The 19,736-nt window shown below is 45.6% G+C and carries 17 protein-coding genes; 6 read left to right on the top strand and 11 right to left on the bottom strand.

Features of this window, described 5'->3' with window-relative positions; all coding sequences use genetic code 11:
* Nucleotides 1-2: 2 nt before the first annotated feature.
* Nucleotides 3-935 (top strand): DMT family transporter, encoded by a 933-nt coding sequence (locus BMX69_RS19455; RefSeq protein ID WP_100043280.1) that lies wholly within the window; start codon nt 3-5, stop codon nt 933-935.
* On the top strand, nt 868-1,506 hold the full coding sequence (locus tag BMX69_RS19450; protein WP_054791158.1) for a lactate utilization protein: 639 nt from the start codon (nt 868-870) through the stop codon (nt 1,504-1,506). Before BMX69_RS19455 ends, BMX69_RS19450 begins: the two co-directional genes overlap by 68 nt.
* A 35-nt stretch (nt 1,507-1,541) precedes the next feature.
* Here the strand turns inward: BMX69_RS19450 and BMX69_RS19445 are convergent, their stop codons facing one another.
* The 7 genes from BMX69_RS19445 to BMX69_RS19415 all read right to left on the bottom strand — a co-directional run bounded on the left by BMX69_RS19445 (nt 1,542) and on the right by BMX69_RS19415 (nt 10,465).
* Nucleotides 1,542-2,342: an ABC transporter permease subunit gene (locus BMX69_RS19445; RefSeq protein ID WP_100043279.1), complete on the bottom strand. Its 801-nt coding sequence runs from the start codon at nt 2,340-2,342 to the stop codon at nt 1,542-1,544.
* A gap of 1 nt (nt 2,343) precedes the next feature.
* Nucleotides 2,344-3,141, bottom strand: a complete 798-nt coding sequence (locus BMX69_RS19440; RefSeq protein WP_100043278.1) for an ABC transporter permease subunit — start codon at nt 3,139-3,141, stop codon at nt 2,344-2,346.
* Between the two features lie 9 nt (nt 3,142-3,150).
* The gene (locus BMX69_RS19435; protein WP_100043277.1) at nt 3,151-4,023 is read right to left on the bottom strand and encodes an ABC transporter ATP-binding protein; all 873 of its coding nucleotides are present in this window, start codon (nt 4,021-4,023) and stop codon (nt 3,151-3,153) included.
* 16 nt (nt 4,024-4,039) lie between these two features.
* Complete coding sequence (locus BMX69_RS19430; protein WP_100043276.1) at nt 4,040-6,517, bottom strand: phosphoenolpyruvate synthase; 2,478 nt, start codon at nt 6,515-6,517, stop codon at nt 4,040-4,042.
* Nucleotides 6,517-7,128: a TetR/AcrR family transcriptional regulator gene (locus tag BMX69_RS19425; RefSeq protein ID WP_100043275.1), complete on the bottom strand. Its 612-nt coding sequence runs from the start codon at nt 7,126-7,128 to the stop codon at nt 6,517-6,519. The genes BMX69_RS19430 and BMX69_RS19425 overlap by 1 nt, the downstream gene beginning before the upstream one ends.
* A gap of 155 nt (nt 7,129-7,283) precedes the next feature.
* Entirely contained in the window at nt 7,284-8,708 is a 1,425-nt protein-coding gene (locus BMX69_RS19420) for a response regulator transcription factor (RefSeq protein WP_100043274.1), read from the bottom strand.
* The gene (locus tag BMX69_RS19415; protein ID WP_100043273.1) at nt 8,705-10,465 is read right to left on the bottom strand and encodes a sensor histidine kinase; all 1,761 of its coding nucleotides are present in this window, start codon (nt 10,463-10,465) and stop codon (nt 8,705-8,707) included. Before BMX69_RS19415 ends, BMX69_RS19420 begins: the two co-directional genes overlap by 4 nt.
* Nucleotides 10,466-10,652: 187 nt before the next feature.
* Here BMX69_RS19415 and BMX69_RS19410 point away from each other — a divergent pair, with 187 nt between their 5' ends.
* The 4 genes from BMX69_RS19410 (at nt 10,653) to BMX69_RS19395 (ending at nt 15,957) form a co-directional block, all read left to right on the top strand.
* Nucleotides 10,653-11,975: an ABC transporter substrate-binding protein gene (locus tag BMX69_RS19410; RefSeq protein ID WP_100043272.1), complete on the top strand. Its 1,323-nt coding sequence runs from the start codon at nt 10,653-10,655 to the stop codon at nt 11,973-11,975.
* A 2-nt stretch (nt 11,976-11,977) separates the two neighbouring features.
* Nucleotides 11,978-12,850 (top strand): carbohydrate ABC transporter permease, encoded by an 873-nt coding sequence (locus BMX69_RS19405; protein WP_038283529.1) that lies wholly within the window; start codon nt 11,978-11,980, stop codon nt 12,848-12,850.
* The gene (locus BMX69_RS19400; protein WP_100043271.1) at nt 12,850-13,671 is read left to right on the top strand and encodes a carbohydrate ABC transporter permease; all 822 of its coding nucleotides are present in this window, start codon (nt 12,850-12,852) and stop codon (nt 13,669-13,671) included. Before BMX69_RS19405 ends, BMX69_RS19400 begins: the two co-directional genes overlap by 1 nt.
* A gap of 96 nt (nt 13,672-13,767) precedes the next feature.
* On the top strand, nt 13,768-15,957 hold the full coding sequence (locus BMX69_RS19395) for an alpha-galactosidase (protein ID WP_100043270.1): 2,190 nt from the start codon (nt 13,768-13,770) through the stop codon (nt 15,955-15,957).
* 136 nt (nt 15,958-16,093) lie between these two features.
* Here the strand turns inward: BMX69_RS19395 and BMX69_RS19390 are convergent, their stop codons facing one another.
* The 4 genes from BMX69_RS19390 to BMX69_RS19375 all read right to left on the bottom strand — a co-directional run bounded on the left by BMX69_RS19390 (nt 16,094) and on the right by BMX69_RS19375 (nt 19,729).
* Nucleotides 16,094-16,747 carry a hypothetical protein gene (locus tag BMX69_RS19390; protein WP_147297074.1) on the bottom strand — a complete coding sequence of 218 codons (654 nt, stop codon included), beginning with the start codon at nt 16,745-16,747 and terminating at the stop codon, nt 16,094-16,096.
* 124 nt (nt 16,748-16,871) lie between these two features.
* A complete protein-coding gene (locus BMX69_RS19385) occupies nt 16,872-17,489 on the bottom strand; it encodes an RNA polymerase sigma factor (RefSeq protein WP_100043269.1) in 618 nt (205 codons plus the stop codon).
* A 204-nt stretch (nt 17,490-17,693) separates the two neighbouring features.
* On the bottom strand, nt 17,694-18,314 hold the full coding sequence (locus BMX69_RS19380) for a V-type ATP synthase subunit D (RefSeq protein WP_100043268.1): 621 nt from the start codon (nt 18,312-18,314) through the stop codon (nt 17,694-17,696).
* A gap of 11 nt (nt 18,315-18,325) precedes the next feature.
* The gene (locus BMX69_RS19375; protein ID WP_100043254.1) at nt 18,326-19,729 is read right to left on the bottom strand and encodes a V-type ATP synthase subunit B; all 1,404 of its coding nucleotides are present in this window, start codon (nt 19,727-19,729) and stop codon (nt 18,326-18,328) included.
* Between the last annotated feature and the right edge of the window lie 7 nt (nt 19,730-19,736).

The raw sequence follows: 19,736 nt of genomic DNA, 5'->3' as shown, positions 1-19,736 counted from the left end.
AAATGAAATGGAAAGAAAGTTTTCATCCCTATGCGGCCATAACCATTTTTTTCTGGTCACTGGCCTATGTGTTCACTAAGCTGGCTCTTCAGTATTTTTCTCCATTTTCCCTGGGATTCCTCCGATATGTGGTGGCGTCTCTCGCTCTGATTGCGGTGGTGGTCGTTACGAAGATGAGGCTGCCCCAAAAGAGAGATGTCTGGTGGTTCATGGCTTCCGGGGCAACCGGTTTTTTCTTTTACATGATTGCCTTTAACAAAGGGCAGAATATGGTAACGGCTTCCACCGGCAGCGTTGTTCTCGCCACGGTTCCGGTTATTACCGCGCTTCTGGCCCGTTTTTTTTACAGGGAAAGGCTGCTGGGCTTCCAGTGGGCAGCCATTGGGATCCAGTTCATCGGAGTATTGGTACTGACCTTGATGAATGGGGTATTTTCCATTAATTCCGGCTTGTTCTGGCTGTTCCTTGCAGCTTTGCTGGTCAGTATTTACAATCTTTTGCAGAGAAAGTTGACAAAAACTTATCAGGCGCTGCAATCCTGCGCCTTTAGTATTTTCTTTGGTACGCTGTTTCTTGCCATATTTCTTCCGTCATCTGTAAATGAGGCGGTCCATGCCCCCGGAATCCAGATATTCTATGTTGTGACCCTGGGAATAGGCTCCAGCGCTATTGCCTATGTGTCATGGTCAAAGGCATTTGCGAAGGCAAAACAGACGTCACAGGTCAGCAATTATATGTTTTTGACTCCTTTTTTAACAAGTGTTTTCGGTTTTCTAATGATACATGAGGTTCCGGACAAGGCGACACTCACCGGCGGCGCAATCATTTTGTCTGGGATCCTTATGTTTAACTTTGGAGGAAAAATCAATGGATCTTTATTCACAAAAAAACGGGCCGGACATTCCCTTATTGATAAAACGTCTGGAGCGGAATAACATGGCAGGTTATCTGGTTCAGGATAAAAATGAACTTCTGGAGCTTCTAAGAAGGCTTATCCCGGATGGGACGACTGTAGGATGCGGAGATTCTGTCACACTGGAACAGACGGGAGTGTTTGAAGATTTAAGAAAAAGGGATGTGGATTTTCTGGATAAGTATGATCCTTCTCTTACCAGGGAAGGAAAACGGGAGATATACCTTAAGAATTTTTCGGCAGACACGTTTATCACCGGAGCCAACGCGATTACCGGGGACGGGAAGATCTTTAACATTGACGGCAATGGAAGCAGGGTGGCCCCCATGCTGTACGGGCCAGAGCAGGTCATCGTTGTTGCAGGTACGAACAAGATAACGGAACATGTGGAGGCAGCTGTAAAAAGAACCAGGCAGGTCGCGGCTCCCCTGGATGCAAAGCGTCTCAACAAGTCAACTCCCTGTACCACCCTTGGCCGCTGCATTGACTGCGGACACAGGGAGAGGATCTGTAATGATTTTGTTTTGATTACAGGCCAATTTATAAAAGACAGGATTAAAGTGATCCTTGTTAATGAGGAACTGGGCTATTAAATAGCCCGGTTCCTTTATTATATTTACAGCCGCTTTTACGAAGCGTGCAGATCTTTTCTTTCGTAAAGCCTGACTGTCATGAAACAACCGGCCAGAGTAATGATCAAGGAAAGGAGGATATAAAAAGGGCTTAATCCGTTTTCCGAAACCGAAACCACATTAAAATAACCTACGGGTGTCAGTACCTTTAAAAAAGCCATGATACCGGTATAATCAAGGGCAAAGCTGATCACATAAAATGCCGCAACCGTTAGCAATGTATAAAGGCTTGCGGCTTTATAGCTTTTTGTAAGGCCTGAGATGAAAAGTCCGATGGAAAACAGCACGATTTGGGTAAGAAGGATCCCAAGGGTTGTGATGATATGAGTACCGGTTATCCTTAGATCGCCCAGAGGGAGGATGATGCATAAATATGACATTATTCCGACGGTAAGAGAAAATACCATAAGGTTTGTTACAGCTGCCCAGATTTTTGCCCAGACAATTGTGGAACGCTTATAGGGTTTTGAGAATAAGAATTCACTTGTACCGAACCTCTCTTCTCTGGAAACGGCAAATACCCCTGAAAATCCCGCATAAAAGAAGGCAAGCAGGTTGGTCCAGAATACCATACACTGATAAGCGCCCAGGGGGGTGTCGATTCTCACTCCATTTAATCCAAATAAAATCAATATGATTTTGGGAAAGCTTTCAGCCAGAGCGGCAATTTCTCCCATGGCATCTTTTAACACAATAAATTCTATAGCTGCAAATCCTGTAAGCATCACGATTAACACAAGCCATATCATCAGCATTTTCCGCGTAAGCTTCAGTTCTTTTAAATAGATCATTTTCATGTCAGCCTCCGAATATAACGTCCTTTTTAAGAAATGTCCTGCAGCTGATATACAGCAGTCCGGCACCAAGAGCTACGTACCACATCACATAATTCCACTGGTAGAATCCGGTATCCGTGATGCTCACCGGATTAAAAAACGCAAAAGGAGTAAAATAGCCCAGTGCCGGCTGATGGATCTTCTTTGACATGGAGCTTAAGCAAAAAAGGCCAAACATAACACAGGAAGATATGAGCACAGGTGTCCGCACATTTGGGAAGAATGTTCCTGCGGCTGTTCCCAATACCACAAACATCAGCTCAACCAGCACAAGGGATATCCCAATAAGCAGAAACGCAGGCCAATCAATGCGGATGCCCTTGACGGTCAAAAGCGCCAGCCCGGCTCCTGCGGTGTAGGCGGCTCCTACGATCAGGCTGTCTGTCATGCAGGCAAGAACCTTACTCCAGAAAACTTTGTTCCGGGAATAAGGCTTCGTCAGCAGAAATTCCGCTGATTTGTTCGCATATTCCTTTGTATGAGAGGAAAAGGCAATGCCCATTCCATGGATTGCCGCCGCTGTCATGGCAAAGCTGTTTAAAAAGCTGAACATGCCAAGAGGGGTCATTACGAAAGCGGCGCTGACTCCCAAAGCTTCAAATATTGGGTTGTTTTTTATTGCCTCTGTCACCAGAGCATCAGACCCTGAGATAAAGCCAAGGTAAGCCGGCAGCATCAGGAAGATCAGTCCGCCCATGGATAGTGACCATATAATGATATTTTTCTTTAACTGCTTCAGTTCATACTTTAATACAGTCATCTCTTCACCTCACCTGTAATAGTGCATAAAGATTTCTTCCAGCGTCGGTTCCTCGATGAAAAGATCACGGACATGCAAAGCGGAAAGCTTTGCAAGAACCTCCCCAATACTCCCCATATACATGAATGTGGCAGTATTGCCGTCCTGCTGGTAGCTGGTTACGCCTCCAAGATCAAAATACCCTGTGGGTATTTCCTCAGCGGTAACGTTTATTTTTTTATGGCTTCCCGCCCGCAGCTCACTTATTTTTTGTACGCCGATCATTTTTCCCTCTTTTAAAATCCCCACGCGGTCGCAGATTTTCTGGACCTCTGACAGGACATGGGAAGAGAAGAAGATTGTTGCCCCCCGTTTGTTTTCCTCTTTTAATATGGTGAAAAACTCCTGCTGGATCAGCGGGTCTAAACCGCTGGTTGGTTCGTCTAGTACAATGAGTTTGGGCGAGTGCAGCAGGGCACACAGGATTCCGGCTTTCTTTTTATTTCCAAGGGATAAGTCGGCGATTTTACGGGATAAGTCAAGATCTAAGCGCCTGGAAAGCTCTTTTATTCTTTCATCTCCCTTTACGCCGTACAAATCCGCCGCGTACTGCACCAGCTCCCTTACCGTCATGTTATCGTAATAGGCGGATTCACCGGGCAGATAGCCCACATCCTTAGCAATTTCTGCAGCCTGCCTGATGCAGTCCTTGCCAAAGATCTCTGCGCTGCCAGAGGTGGGCCGGATCAATGCCAAAAGTGTACGGATGGTAGTGGATTTCCCTGCCCCGTTGGGGCCGATAAAGCCAAATATCTCGCCTTCCTCCACGGAGAAGCTGATGTTTTCAATCCCCCTGTGCTCCCCGTAGCTTTTGGACAGGTTATTAATTTGAATTGCGTTCACCGGTGATTCTCCTTTCTTATTTCAAAAACTCAACATATCCAAAGTTTCCGTCTATGCGGATCTGATCTCCGTCCTTGATGTGTTTTGTGGCATCGGTCACACCGACAACAGCGGGCAGGCCATATTCCCGGGTGATCACGGCTCCGTGGGTTGCCATACCGCCTACTTCTGTAACAAGTCCGCCAACAGAGATAAAGGCCGGCGTCCAGCTTGGGTCCGTAAATTTTGTCACCAGGATATCGCCTTTTCCTATTTTCCCTGCCTCTTTTATATCCAGGACGACTCTTGCCCGGCCCACTGCTACGCCGCCTGATACGGCTAGCCCGGGCAGTGCTCCTTCCGGAACCTGGCGGCTATATTCTCCTTCCACCACTTCTCCGTCGGAAAACATGAGGCGGGGTGGAGTAAGAGAGGCGTACTTTTCATAATCCGCCTTTAAAGCATCAATCTTTTTATAATCGGGTTCATATTCTCCGGCAAACAGGCTTGCAAGTTCCGGAAGGTGAAGATAGAAAACATCTTCCACACTTCTTAGCCGGCCTTGGAGGACAAGCTTTTCGGATTCCTTAAGGATGGCCTGTTTGTATTCCCAATACCGTTTCATCCAGTAATATTTGGGAGATTCCCGAAGCCCTAAAAAGTTTCGGTAGAAGGATAACTGCTTTGCTAACTTCTTGGCTCTTTTGGCTCCCCATTTCTTTTTGGCAGTAGAAACCATGGATTTTACTGCATCATTGCTTTCCTGTTTTCCCTGAAGGAGCTTTTGTTCCGCGTGGCCCTTGGGAAGCTTTATATCTGCCAGCACGGTGGGGAGGATCTTTCCTGGCTCCTCGGCAAACCGGGGTTTTGCAATGTCGATTTCCCCAGGGCAGCGCATTCCGTACCGCAGGAAAAATTCCTCAAAGGCTTTTGCAGCATCTTCCCCGCCTTGCAGTTTTCTCAATTCGTCAATGCAAAAGGAGTCCCCTGCTGTTGCAAGGTATTTTACTACCTCCGGAAAATCACTGGAAACATCTGCGATACGGCTTACGTAAAATCCCATTTCCGAGGAAATGTTGCCATTTATGGATTTTGACACTTCAACGCTTATACTGTCCTGTCCAAGGAGGAGCTTTCCTGCTTTATCAATCGGCTTTGTAAGGAAGAATGTCACCAGGAGCGGTCCCAGGCCCTCCGGATCAAACAGGCCTTTCATCAGATCATCCGTGTCGCTCACAATAAAATCGATGATCTCCTTACCAGATAATTTTGCTAGTCCTTTTCTAGTCTTTTGGATTGCCGCTTCCATACGGCGGTTGTAGCCATCAATGATGGCCGGATCATTTTTCCGGTAGATCCTTAATCCTGCGGTGATGCACTTTCCCACATCCTTTGGTATGGCGAAGTCGCTTTTTTGTCCTTTTGGAATGGATTTGATATAATCCTTTCTTGTCAGGACTTTATTAAATGCGCTGTTCATCAGTTCATCTGAGTTGGACAGCTTTTGACGTACCAGAGCCCTTCCCACGGGACTGTTTAAGTTATGGGTAATCTCCATATAGGGCCGCCCGCCGATTTCCGTAACCTTCACGGTTTTGGACATCAATTCCCAAAGGGATATTCCAAGGGGCAGCATGGTGTCTGTCATCATCTGAAGATGGCCGACGGAAATAAAACAGCGCTTAAATCCATCCGTGGTAGATGCACAGGGGTAAAGAGTGGTAATCCCGCGGGACTGGACAATATAGAATTTCATACCGTCAAAACACCATTCAATATCCTGGGGGCTTTCGAATTCCTTCTCGATCTTTTTCCCAAGGGCGGCAAGGGCGGTTACCTGTTCTTTGGTGAGACAGGGCTTTCCGCCGCTTGTTTGCTTTATGCCATCTTTGACCGTCCAGGTAACAGGGGTTTTGCGCCCGGATACCAGTTCCTCTCCTAAGCCTTCCACCGCTTCAATCGCTATTGTAAAACGGTCGGAGGTGATGGGATCGGCGGTAAACATGACTCCGGCTGCCTTAGCATCCACCATTTTTTGGACGACAACGGCCATTTGAACTTCGTTTTCATCAAACTTGTTTTTTGCCCGGTAAGAAATCGCCCGCTGGTTATATAAGGATGCAAAGCAGTTGATCACTGCTGTTATTACCGCTTCAGATCCGGAAATGTTTAAATAGGTATCCTGCTGGCCTGCAAAGGAGGCATCAGGTAAATCTTCTGCCGTAGCGGAGGAACGGACGGCAACGGAAACCCGGCTTCCCAGTTCTTCATAAGCGGATTGAATCAGCCCCACCGCTTCGGCGGGTAAAACCAGTCCGGCGACGGCGGACTTCACATCACTTCCGGCTTCCTTTACAGTTGGAAGGATATATTTTTTAAAAAATTCTGTTGTGATGATAAAGCCGCCTGGTACGCTGTCAGGGAAGCGCTGGGACAGCCTTGCAAGGCTTGCGCCCTTGCCCCCTGATATCTGGATGGAAGCGGCTTCTTTCTTGTGAATTTTCAGTATATACATCACAGGTATTCCTCCTTATACAGATTACTTTTCAACATGTGGATGGTTTTTTCCAGTTCTTCGGTTATTTTGTCAAGATCGCACCGTTCATCGGTCATCTCGTGAGCATAGCCTTCCGCCATGAGGAACATCATGCGCATAACCACGTCAATATCCACGCTTTCTTTAAATTTAATAACATCTTCTTTTCTAAGCACCAGTTCGTAGGAAAAGCGCTGGGCATCGGGCATGATCTTTTTTGTAATATCGGTGACCGCATCGTCGGTTTCCTCGAACATACTGATGATAAATTTCAATATATGAGGATGCTTTTCCAGTATGCCCATTTTCATTCTGGAGGCCACAATAATGCGTTTGAATAAATCGTCATATGCATTGATTTCATTGCGCTTATAAGCCTCAATCATAACACCTCTCACATATTCCGAAAGGTATAGGTACAGATCCCTTTTTGTGCCGAAATAATGGAACAGCATTGGTTTGGATACACCGCTGTTTTGGGCGATGTCGCCCATGGAGGCCTTTTTGTATCCATGCTTTCCAAAACATTTTAATGCCGCTTCCATGATGGGCAGCTGCTTTTCTTCTGAAAGTTCTTTGAATTTTTCCATGTCTTCACCTTCTGATAATGTAATTGATCGAATCGGTTTATGGCATGATTATAACACCATAAACCGATTCGGTCAAAGTAGATTTTCTTATATTAGATTGTGTAATCTGTGCCGGCATTTATAACAGGTCTATCTCACAAAAGTGGTCTTTGTTTTTACAGAGGGGCAGGTTTCCCTTCGTTTAATAAATGGCCTTTCATATATTCGGATGGTGAGATTCCCGTACTTTTTAAGAAAACCTTGGTAAAATACCTGGTGCTGAAATATCCCACCCGCTCAGCAGTGTCCCGGACCGTGGCAGTATGTCCTCCTGACATGAGTTCCATTGCCTTTTTTATGCGGACACCGGTTAAGTGGTCAACGAACTTTTCTCCGGTTTTCATCTTATAGATTTTGCTTAAGTAATTCGGCGAGATATCAATCATATCTGCAATGGTATTGATTCCGATCTGGTCCATATAATGTTCCTCAATATAAGCGTTGATTTTATCTATTAAATCAATGCTCTGGTTCTGGGAAGTCATCTGCTTTAAAAATTCCACAAGCTGGTGAATGGAAAGAATGTTTGCGGTTGTCCCGGATTCCATTGTAAGAATGCGGTTTAAGGAATCATCACAAAGTTCAAAGATCTTTTTTTCGTGAGGAAATTGGGTAAGAGCATGAAGAAGATTTTGAAAGCCCATAACATCATCTGCCTGATTGGCCATCAAAAGCTTTTCCAGTAAATCCGAAAAAGGAAGAAGCTTCGAGAACATCAACCGCTCTTTCTCTGATATAACCGACCCAAGGTGGACGCAAAGGCGCAGACTTTCCTCCCTTTGAACAGACTCAAACTGTGCAAACAGTTCTGAGAGATTTCCGGCAGAAACATGGAATCCGGTTGCTACACATCCGCTGGTCTGATGAAACTGGACCAGTATCTCTTGGAACTCCTCGGGAGGGATCACGGTACTGGTAAGATAACAGTTTTCACCTGTAGGCAGAAAGGTGAATGTAAACCGGGCGCCGTAGCGGGAGGAGATGGAAGAGAGCATGGCATTTAATTCATCTAAATCGTTTTTAAAGGTCTCCTTATGATAATGATCAACGTAAAAAAGAACTGCCGTGTAAGGAGGAAGAACGTATTTGGGACTCTGTAAAAAGCGGATGGAGGTATGGAGGTCAAGAATCTTTTCAAACTCCAGCTCATAATCCTTTTTCAGCAAAAGCTCCCGCTCTCCAAACAGGGAAGCTGCCTTTTCCATGGTAGCTCTGACTTCCTCCAGGCTGGCCGGCTTTAATAGATAGTCGAGGGCACCCAGCTTTAAGGCTTCCTGGGCATAGGAAAATTCCGCGTATCCGGTCAGCATGACCACCGGAATCTTCCGCATATGAAACTGGGAAAATGCCTGCAGACCGGTGAGCATCGGCATGTGGATATCCAGGAAAATCAGGTCCGGAATTTCCTTTTCCAGTTGTTTTAATAGTTTTTCTCCGTTTTCCACTTCAAAAAACTGGTGCATGTTGGGGTAAAGTTCCTCAATCATACTTTTTAATCCAAGCCGGATCAGGCGTTCATCATCAGCTAAAAGAATTTTCATTCAGTAGTTCCTCCTTCCAGGGGTATCTTAATTGTCATGGAGGTAATATCTCCGGTCAGCTTTATTTCAAAGGAAGCATGGGGATGAAAGATTTTTATACGGTTCTCCACATTTCTTATGCCAACCTTTCCATCAGAGTAAACTTCTTGGATGTCAATGGGTATTCCATTGTTTTTTACCTTCAGGATCAGGGTATCGTCCTCAATCGATGCGGAAATGGAGATGGTGATGGAAATGCTGTCGCCTTCCATTCCATGCTTAAGGGCATTCTCTACAAGAGGCTGTATAAGAAGTCTTGGAATGGAAATATTCTTTGCATCTTCCCCCATGGAGCTTAGAAAGGTCAGGCGTTCATCATAGCGTATTTTAAGGAGATTGCAGTACTGGATGCAGAATTCAAACTCTTCCTGTACGGTAGTCAGCTTTGCATTGCTGCAGGTATAGCGGAATATTCTGGTCAGCTGAATGATGCTGTCCTCCAGCTCTTTTTTCATCCCGATCCGGTTCATGGACAGGAAGCAGTTTAAGGTATTATAGAGAAAGTGAGGGTTAACCTGGCTTTGAAGGGCACGGTATTCTGCCTCTTGCCGGTCAATCTCATATTTATAGGACTGATCAATGTATAGCTGCAGCTTTTGGATCATCTCGTTTAGATTCTCCGCAATCAGGGACAATTCTTCCGTGTTAAAGGAGTCGTTCTGCAACAGGTCTGTGTCAGGAACGGAAGCCTCCAAGTCTCCCTTCGCTACCTTTTTCATGGTATTTAAGATGGAATTTAAAGCAAGGGCAGTCTTCTTTGAATTGGAACGGAAGATTGAGAATGCAGCCAGAATGGAGGAAAGGCTTAAAACAGCAGCCAGACTCCAGACAATGGATACCTCCTTAAATATATCCTTTTGGGAGGATACAAAAATAAGCTGCCATGGCATTCCTGAAATATCACTTTTATACAGGCGGTAAGTATCTGAGTCCGTACGGATCATATTTTCTGCAGAAGAAAGCCTTTTAAGGACACCTTCCTCCACCTTTCCTACCTGGTAGACAGGGGTTCCATCCTGACCCGCGATGACAAAGCCTGAATTTTCACTTAAGGTTACGCTGCTGAAAATATCCTTGATGATTTTATCGGAGGCATCGATCCGGATGACGCCCAGCTTCCGTTTGGTGTACACGTTGCGGACCGTATGAAGGGCAGAGATGACCGTTGTCTCAGAGCGGATATAAGGGGGAGCCTTTAAAACCATAAAATGATATGGATCGGCAGTATTTAAAGCCTCCTGATACCAGGGTTCCTTCTGGTAAGGGTAATCTGTGGTGTTTATGAGGTCGCTGGTTTTTGTTGCAGTAACGATGATGTGGTTGTTCGGGTTTACAGGCATGAAAGAAACGGCCAGGATATCCTCCCTGGCGGTGTTTAATATACGCTGTATGGAAGTGGTATAGTTTTGCCGGTGAAGCTCGATCCGGTAATCGAAAGAACCATTTTTTGTGTATTTCCCATTCTCAACGGCTGCAAAAAAGTTTAGGATATCATCGTAAATATAAGGAGTCAGAGCCAGCCTTTTTAAGTCAGATACATAGGTGCTTAAATTGGTTGAAATGGAGTAAAGGGAGGTTGAAAAGTATTTTTCATTATCCCTGTATATTCTTTTTTGGAAGTAAAAGGCAAGTATGGTGGCCATGATAATAATGGGCAAAACAATACTTACGAGAAACAGGGCCAAAAACCGGTTTTGAAAGCTTTGGCGTTTTTTCATATGGGATCACCTCCTGGGCCTATATTGTATCCATATTATATACATTTTTCAATCCCCAAGAAGGAAAATGATAGAAAAGAGCCTGAAAGTGTAGATTTGGGTATCTTACGGAACCCAGGGGACTGTGATAGACTAAAGATACAAAATAGCCGGCTAAAAACTAATATCAATGTAAGGGAGAATTATTATGAAGAAGTTAGCACTTGCCTCACTGGCGGGTCTCATTGCGATCAGCGTAATAGGCTGTTCCAAGGCACCCCAGGAACCTGTGGAGTCTACCACAGCGACAGAAACGGTAAAAGAGAAAGAAACCAAGGAAAATGCAGTAGCCCCAACAGGCGTTACCATTGAATTTTTATATAACTTAAACGGCGAGTCAGTCAGTGATGCCATTCAGGATGTCTGCGAACAGTTTACAGAAGAAACCGGAATTGGCGTGGAAGCAGTCATGCCAGGCAGCAATTTTTCCGATATCATGAAAACCAGAATGGCTTCCAATCAGCTTCCGGATGCATGGACAACCCATGGCTGGGCAGTTGCAAGATATGCGGAATATTTATCTCCATTAAATGATTTTGAGTTTGCTTCTCATATATCCCCAAGCATTAAGGAACAGATCACAGACGGGGAAGGAAACTTATACACCCTTCCAATTGATATGGATTTAACAGGAATGATCTACAACGAAAATGTGCTGGAAGAAGCCGGTGTGAATGTAGATGACATCAAAACCTGGGCTGATTTTGAGGCAGCCTGTGAGAAGATCAAGGCAGCAGGACTGACCCCCATCCAGCTCGGCGGAAAAGACAGCTACACCATGGGAAATATGATGGATTTCGTGGCACCTACCCTGATTACAAACGAGGATGAGGCCAATCAGGCAGCTCTTTTAGACGGCAGCTTTGACTGGAGCAAATGGAATACGGTTGTAAATCAGATTGATTCCTGGAGACAGAAGGGATATTTCAATACAGATGCCGTTACAGCAGATTTCATGACCGGTATTAAGGCTCTTGCAGCCGATAAGGCAGCTTTCATGTTTACCGCAGCCAGTGGAATCACAGAAACCTACGTACAGAATCAGGATACAAAAATGGGCTTTATGCCTCTTCCTGCCAGAGAAGAAGGGTTAAAACAGTCCCTGATGACAGGGGAGCACTTTGCAGTGGGCATGTCAAAGACCACAAAGCATCCCGAGGAAGTAAAACAGTTTATGGAATTCCTTGCCCGTGAAGACATCAGCTCTTACCTTGCAACCAAATGCGGTATGCCTTCCGGACTTGACAATGTGGTAAGTGATACGGGAAGACTGGCTCCTTACTATGATAAATATGCAAATGACAGTTCCATTTTAAACATTCCGTATTTTGACAGAAAATATCTGCCAAGCGGTATGTGGAACGACCTCTGCGTAACAGGAGCAGCCATTGTTTCAGGACAGGCAGATTCCCTTACCGTTGCAGTGGATCAGATGAAGACAAGCTATGAGGAAAAGAAAGCACAGGAGTAAACATGAAGATTCAAAAAAAATCAGTAATCAATCTGTTTTATATTCCGGCAGTGATATTGTTTCTTGTTTTTGTGATATATCCGTTTATCCAGGGTATCCGGCTGTCCTTTACCAACTGGAATGGGTATTCCCAGACAATGAAATTTGTTGGAATTAAGAATTATACCAGATTGTTTCAGGATGCAAATGTAAAGACAGCACTGGTCAATACCCTTATTTACGGTGTTATGAGTACCGTGATCCAGAACATCTTGGGTCTTGGCTACGCGTTATTTTTAAATACAAAGTTTAAGGGACGTTCCATTGTCAGAACGATTATCTACATGCCGGTTATGATTGCTCCGCTGATTATGGGTTACATCATGTATTTCTTCTTTCAGTATGACGGAGGCGCGGTCAATGATATTTTGATCGCCCTCCATATGGAGCCGGTGGATCTACTGGTCCATTCAGGGACCGCCATCCGGATCATTGTTTTGGTAAACTCCCTGCAGTTTGTGGGCGTTGCCATGGTCATCTATCTGGCAGGGCTACAGAATGTGCCTACCATGTATTATGAAGCTGCCATGATTGACGGAGCCACCTTCTGGGAGCGGTTTAAGCACATTACCATTCCACTGCTGATGCCGGCCATTTCTTCCTCCACCATCTTAAACCTGATCGGAGGATTAAAGCTATTTGACCTGGTTATGGCGCTTACAAGCGGCGGACCGGGGTTCAGTACCCATTCCCTGTCCACCCTGGTCACAAACCAGTATTTTTCGGCCCAGTCCGCAGGGTATGCTTCTGCAATCGGAATTTTCACATTCCTGCTGATTATGATCATCAGCAATGTGGTCATGGGGTATTTTGACAAGAAGGAGGTGGATGTGTAATGAAAGAAAAAAGAGTTTCCAATGCCTGGAAATATGTACTGGCACTCATCATCATTGCAATCCACTTTGTTCCCATTTATATGGTGGTTGCCATCGCGTTTAAATCCCCTTATGATCATTCCTCAAGGTGGGCCTTTCCGGGATACCTTTACTTAAAAAATATTTACACCGCACTGGAGCGGGGAGGAATGCTTCTGGCCCTTAAAAATACTGTGATCATAAGCGGTATGTCAATTCTTTTTATTGTGGTCATCGGAGCTATGGCGGCTTATCCTCTCGCGAGAAATAAGAGCAGGCTAAACAACCTGGTAAAAGGGTTCATTATGGGTGTCATGATGATTCCCCCCTTAAGCATTCTGGTTCCCTTATATTCCTTTATGGCTAAAATACAGGGAATCAATTCCTACTGGGGCATGATCGTGACTTTGATCACCTTCCAGCTTCCCACCAGCATCTTTTTGTTTTCAAGCTTTATAACCAGCATACCGGTGGCTCTTGAGGAAGCAGCGGCAATTGACGGCTGCGGACCGTTCCAGACATTTTTCAGGATCATTATGCCTCAGCTAAAGCCGGTAACTGCTTCTGTTATCATCATTACCGGTGTGAACTGCTGGAATAATTACCAGTTTGCTTTATATCTTCTCCAGTCCCCCAGGATTAAGACCATTACACTGGCCATTGCAGGCTTCTTTTCCGCAGACTCAGCCAATGTCAATGGAGCGGCGGCTGCGGCCTTTATAGGAATCCTTCCCATGGTTGCGGTATTCCTGTTTTTACAGAAATACTTTATCCAGGGTATGGTGGACAGTGCGATCAAGTAATAGAAGATTAACTAAATAGGGTTCAGATAAGAAAAGCGGGAATCGGATGAGACTTCCGCTTTCTTTCTAAAATTTTTTGAAAGATTGAGGTTTATTATGAGTGTAAAATATATTGAGGACAAAAAGGTATTCTTATTAAATACGAAGAATTCAAGCTACCAGTTCCGGGTGGCGGAATATGGATTTTTAGAGCATCTGTACTATGGAAAAAAGATATCCGATGCAGCGGATTATCTTCCTGTGAGAATCCGTCATGGATTTGAAGCCAATCCCTATGAGTCGGAAAAGGACAGGACCATCTGCCTGGATGTGCTGGAACAGGAATATCCGGGATTTGGAGTTTCAGACTTCCGGGTTTCTGCAGTCAGCGTGATCAATGGGGATGGCTCTAACTGCATTGATTTAAGGTATGTATCACATATGGTATCAGAAGGAAAATACCGCTTACATGAAATGCCATCCTTGCGGGATAACGGCGGCACCTGGCAGACTCTGGAGGTTCTGATGAGGGACCCTTACACCCAGGTGGAGGTGACTCTTGTTTACGGCGTTCTGGAAGAGTATGACATCATTACCAGGTGCGCCAGGATTAAGAATGCAGGAGAAAAGACCGTGTTTGCCAATGCTGCTCATTCCACCTGTATTTCTTTCCCTACGGATCAGATGGATATGATCAGTTTCTATGGAAGCTGGGGCCACGAGCGGTGTGCGGAGAGAACTTCCGTAAGACATGGGAAGATTACAGTGGACAGCGCCAGAGGCATCTCCAGCCATTATCAGAACCCTTCGGCCATTCTCTGCAGCCCTGAGGCAACAGAGGATGGAGGAGATTGCTATGGAGTCGCCCTGGTTTACAGCGGAAACTTTGCAATCACCACAGAGGTCAACGATTTTAAGCAGACAAGACTGGTGGCAGGCATCAACCCGGAAACTTTTTACTGGGAGCTTTCAAAAGGCAGTGTATTTGAAACACCGGAAGCAGTCATGACCTATAGTCCCCAGGGACTGTCCAAAATGAGCCACAATTTCCACCGGGCAGTAAAGCATCATCTGATTCCCGGTCAGTTTATCAATGAGAGGTGCCCGGTTCTCATCAACAACTGGGAGGCTACCATGATTGATTTTGACGAAGAAATGCTGGTGAACATTGCTGGAAAAGCAAAGGAACTGGGGGTTGAGATGTTTGTCATGGATGACGGCTGGTTTGGAAGAAGGACCGATGAATACAGGGGCCTTGGAGACTGGCAGTGCAACTTAAGTAAGCTGCCAAGCGGGATACCCGGATTTTCTGCAAGAATTCACAATATGGGATTAAAGTTCGGTATTTGGATCGAACCGGAAATGGTCAATGAGGATTCCAGGCTTTATGAGGAGCATCCGGACTGGTGTATCCGGATTCCGGGAAGAAAACCAACCCGCCAGAGATATCAGCTGATCCTGGATTTCAGCAGGGATGAAGTAGTGGAGGCTATTTTTCATCAGCTTTATGAGGAATTTAAGGATGCACAGATTGACTACATCAAGTGGGATATGAACCGAAGTATGACGGACCGTTTTTCTCAGGCCCTACCGGCACACAGGCAGGGAGAGGTTTGCCACAGGTATGTGCTGGGCCTTTACAAGCTGATGGATAAGATGACAAAGGCTTTTCCAAACGTGCGGTTTGAAGGCTGCAGCGGAGGCGGAGGAAGGTTTGATATGGGAGTTCTTTACTACATGCCCCAGATCTGGTGCTCCGATGATACGGATGCGGTAGAAAGGATTCACATTCAGTACGGAACTTCCATGATCTATCCGCCTTTTGCCATGGGCTCCCATGTTTCAGAGTGTCCCAACCAGCAGACGGGAAGAACCGTTTCCATTGATACAAGAGCGGCTCTTGCCTATTTCGGGACCTTTGGGTATGAGCTGGATTTAAATGACATATCAGAGGAAGAACAGGAAGCGGTCCGCAGACAGGTAAAATACTATCAGGAACACGGACTTGTATCCGCCCATGGAGACTATTACCGGCTGACGAACCCGGAAAGAGAGCGGGAGTATGGGGCGTTTATGTCGGTCTCCCAAGATAAAAAAGAGGCGGTCGTAGGATATGTACAGAGAGTTTCCGGAGCGAATAAGGGAATCATTTACTTAAAGCTGCGGGGGCTTGAAGAGCAGACAGTGTATGAAATTCAGGAGCTTGGCATAAAGCTTTCCGGGGCAGCACTGATGTACGCGGGACTGCCTATGCCGGTGATCAAGGCGGACAATGAAGCAAGGGTGTTTACCTTGATGGCGCGGTAGGGAAGTGTTTTGACAGTATTGAAGCTTATCAAAGGGAGTTGGAAAGAAAGGATCGGAGACGGGAAACAACACATTGTGTTTCCGTCTCCGATCCTTATGGTTTCTAAGTGCGTTTAATGTACTGGTTGTTACAGGCTTACTTTACGTCTATAACTTCCTTTGCCATACCAATTAAATCATCACAGCTCAAATCATCAAAGGAACTGAGAGAATATTCCATACCATTCTCACTCCAGTTTACATAACGATATACCTTACGCTCTTCTTCGCTGCTTCCGTAGCTGATCATCAGCTTGCCTTCTTCCTCCAGCTTCGAATCTTCCTCTGATGGTTTTGCATCTGGCGGTAAAAACAGATAGTTATCTTCATGGGCTTCTAACGTGATATCCAGATAAACTTCTTGCTTTATCACCGTAGAGGATCCCTGAGGAATCATATCCTGATTTTCATAAATGTTAAGTCCCACGCGATCGTTTTCCCCATAGCCGGCATAGAGTTCCGGGTAGGTAATCAATGGATTCTGATTCTCATCCCTTCCTTCCACCTTAGTAATAGAGCCTTCGTTAAAGGAAATACCATTTGAAAAGGTATCTACTATCTTTGGAGTGGTCCCCATCTGGCGTTCAGCTAATTGAATCAGCTCAGCTTTTGAATGGACCATTTCGTCCCGGGAAGTAGAGCTAAACAAGCCTGTAATTTTACCGCCTGCAATCGCCGTGACAGTTCCCATTACCGTTATTGTACACACTGCAGCCAACGCGGCCACCATTCTCTTTTTATTAAATCTCATAATTCTACTCCTCATTTCTATTTTTTTATGAATTTCTCTAAGACAACGATTCTCTGCCTGTGCATCCGGCGTTACCCGATCCAGCTCGGACTTTATTATTTGCTTTAATTTGTCATCCTTAAAGTTATCCATGGCAAATGCCCCTTTCCATTTCTGTTTTTTCAGTGCCGTCAGCTTTCAATAAATCCTTCAGCAGTTTTCGTGCTTTATGCAGACGGGATTTTACCGTCCCTTCCATGGTTCCTGTAATGTGGGCAATCTCTCTGGTGCTCAATTCATTATAATAGTACAGAAGAACCACAGTACGGTATTTAATATCCAGATGGATGATTGCTGCCTGAATTTCTTTTGCTGTCTCTGCCTCTAAAACGGATTCCAATGGTCCATCTGCTTTCTTGTCTTCCCGGATGTACTCCGTACTCTTTTTCTCCTCCTCGTTTTCTAAAATACCTTCATAGGAGATCTCAGCTCTTCCTTTTTTCTTTCGTTCCAGCCGCCAGGCTGTTCTGACCAGAATCTGATACAGCCACGGCTCAAAACGTTCTGCTTGTTTTAGTTTTGACTTATGAAGAAAGCATTTAACAAAGGCCTCCTGTAAAATGTCCTCACTGTCGCTTTGGTTGCCGGTAATAAAATACGCCATACGGTATAGCTTTCCGGAATAGGAACGGTATAGTTCGTCAAATGCTGCTTCGCTGCCATTTATCATGCTTTCCACCAAAGCCTTTTTTTCTTCCATCATAACCTGTTTCCTTTCCTTTTTTCGATGCATCTGATAATAAGAGTCATAGAATTACCATTTGGTTCATTTTTTATAGCTTTTTTATAAAAAAATTAAAAATGGATCGGAGACGGGAAATTAACATCTGTTATTCCCGTCTCCGATCCTTATGGCTAATAAAACTTTCTGATTTCAGGTACATACCGCGTTCGTTGTAACCAGCCGCTAAATTCCAGTCTTATTCCTCTTAATCACCTTAAGCCTGGTAAACTCTTCCCTGTCCTTTTCTTCCAGGGAATTGGTAATATTCCTGGTCAGTGTCTCATACCTGGGAATCGTGATATTCTTTAAGGCGTTGGCCCGTTTCTGGGTCCTTTTGATGCTGTTTGCCAGACGGTAGGCCGAATTCTCTACCATAGAAAGCTTTACCGTCAGCTTCTTCACCTTCTCAAACTGGCAACGGGCTTCGTCCAGAGATTCTCTGGTGTTGTAATAGGCATAAGTCAGGTTTAAAGGCATTTCATCATGCTCTACCAGAGGGATTTCCGTTCCCATGATACTCCTGGTCTTAATTCGTACTGAACTGTCCACAGGAACCGCCATGGCTATATCCTGCACATAGTTGATTCCCAGCTCTATGTTGGCCTTTTGCAGGGCCTTGTAAGCGGAAGTGAAGGTGACATCGATTTCCGACTGAATGCCTTTTGCTTCATCGATCAGGCTCATCAATTCCTTGATGAGGATGTTCCGTTTTTTATCCATCAGTTCATAGCCCTGTCTGGCTAAAGCCAGGGAGCTTTTCGCAAGGATTAAATTCCCCTTGGTGGGAAATGTATTGGGATTCATGGATATCCCTCCTATTCTTCCGATCCGTCAAGGGTGGCAGGCTTGTAATACTGGTCTAATACCTTGGTGTCGATACGGTCCAGCTCGGCTCTTGGAAGAAGCCCTAAAAGCTCCCAGCCGATGCTCAGGGTTTCGATGATATTCCGGTTGGCATGATTTCCCTGCCCAACAAACCGGCCTTCAAATTCCTTGCCGAATACCAGATACATTTTATCAATAGGGGATAGTTCATCTTCTCCGATGACCGATGCCAGAGCTCTGGCATCTCCTACCTTGGCATAACAGGAGAATAGCTGGTTTGCCAGGCCCTGATGGTCAGCTCTTGTAAAGCCTTCACCAATTCCGTCCTTCATCAGACGGCTTAAGGAAGGAAGCACGTTAATAGGAGGATAAACGGACTGGCCGTACAAACTGCGGTCCAGAACGATCTGCCCTTCTGTAATATATCCCGTAAGGTCAGGGATGGGGTGGGTGATGTCATCGTTTGGCATGGTCAGTATGGGAATCTGGGTCACGGAGCCATGCCGCCCCTTTACGATGCCGGCCCGCTCATAAAGGGAGGCCAGCTCGCTGTATAAATATCCGGGATAGCCTTTTCTGGAAGGAATCTCCCCCTTTGAGGAGGAAACCTCACGGAGAGCCTCCGCATAGGCTGTCATATCGGTCAAAATAACCAGTATGTGCATTCCCTTTTCAAAAGCCAGGTATTCCGCCAGTGTAAGCGCCACCTTTGGTGTGATCAGACGTTCCACCACAGGGTCGTTTGCCAGGTTGATGAACATGGCCACGTGGTCGGAAACGCCGCTTTCCTCAAAGGTACGGCGGAAGAAGTCGGCCACATCGTATTTTACACCCATGGCAGCAAATACCACAGCAAATTTTTCGCTGGAAAGGGCGTCGTCTCCCAGGGAGGCCTGCTGTACGATCTGGGCTGCCAGTTCGTCATGAGGAAGGCCGTTTCCGGAGAAGATGGGGAGCTTTTGGCCCCGGATCAGAGTCATCAGCCCGTCGATGGCTGAGATTCCGGTACGGATATAATCTCTTGGGTATTCTCTGGTAACAGGATTTAAGGGTTTTCCGTTAATGTCCAGCCAGATATCGGAGTTGATGTCTCCAAGCCCGTCAATAGGCTCTCCGATGCCATTAAAGGTACGTCCCAGCATGTCTTCGGACACCGCAAGCTCCATAGGGTGTCCGGTGAGGCGGGTGTGAACATTTCTTAAGGCAAGCCCATCGGTTCCTTCAAACACCTGGATGATCGCCTTATCCTCGTAAACCTCAATGATACGTCCCAGCTTCTTTGTCTTTTTTTCTACGGTCATTTCCACGATTTCGTCGAAAGCAGCATTCTGGACGCCTTCTAAAACAACTAATGGACCGTTGATTGCACTAAGTCCTAAATATTCGATTGCCATAGCCTGC

The organism is Lacrimispora sphenoides JCM 1415, from assembly GCF_900105615.1.
Classification (GTDB): domain Bacteria; phylum Bacillota; class Clostridia; order Lachnospirales; family Lachnospiraceae; genus Lacrimispora; species Lacrimispora sphenoides.
Note: the sequence above shows the minus strand (reverse complement) of the source record. Positions and strands in the feature narration are given on the sequence as shown.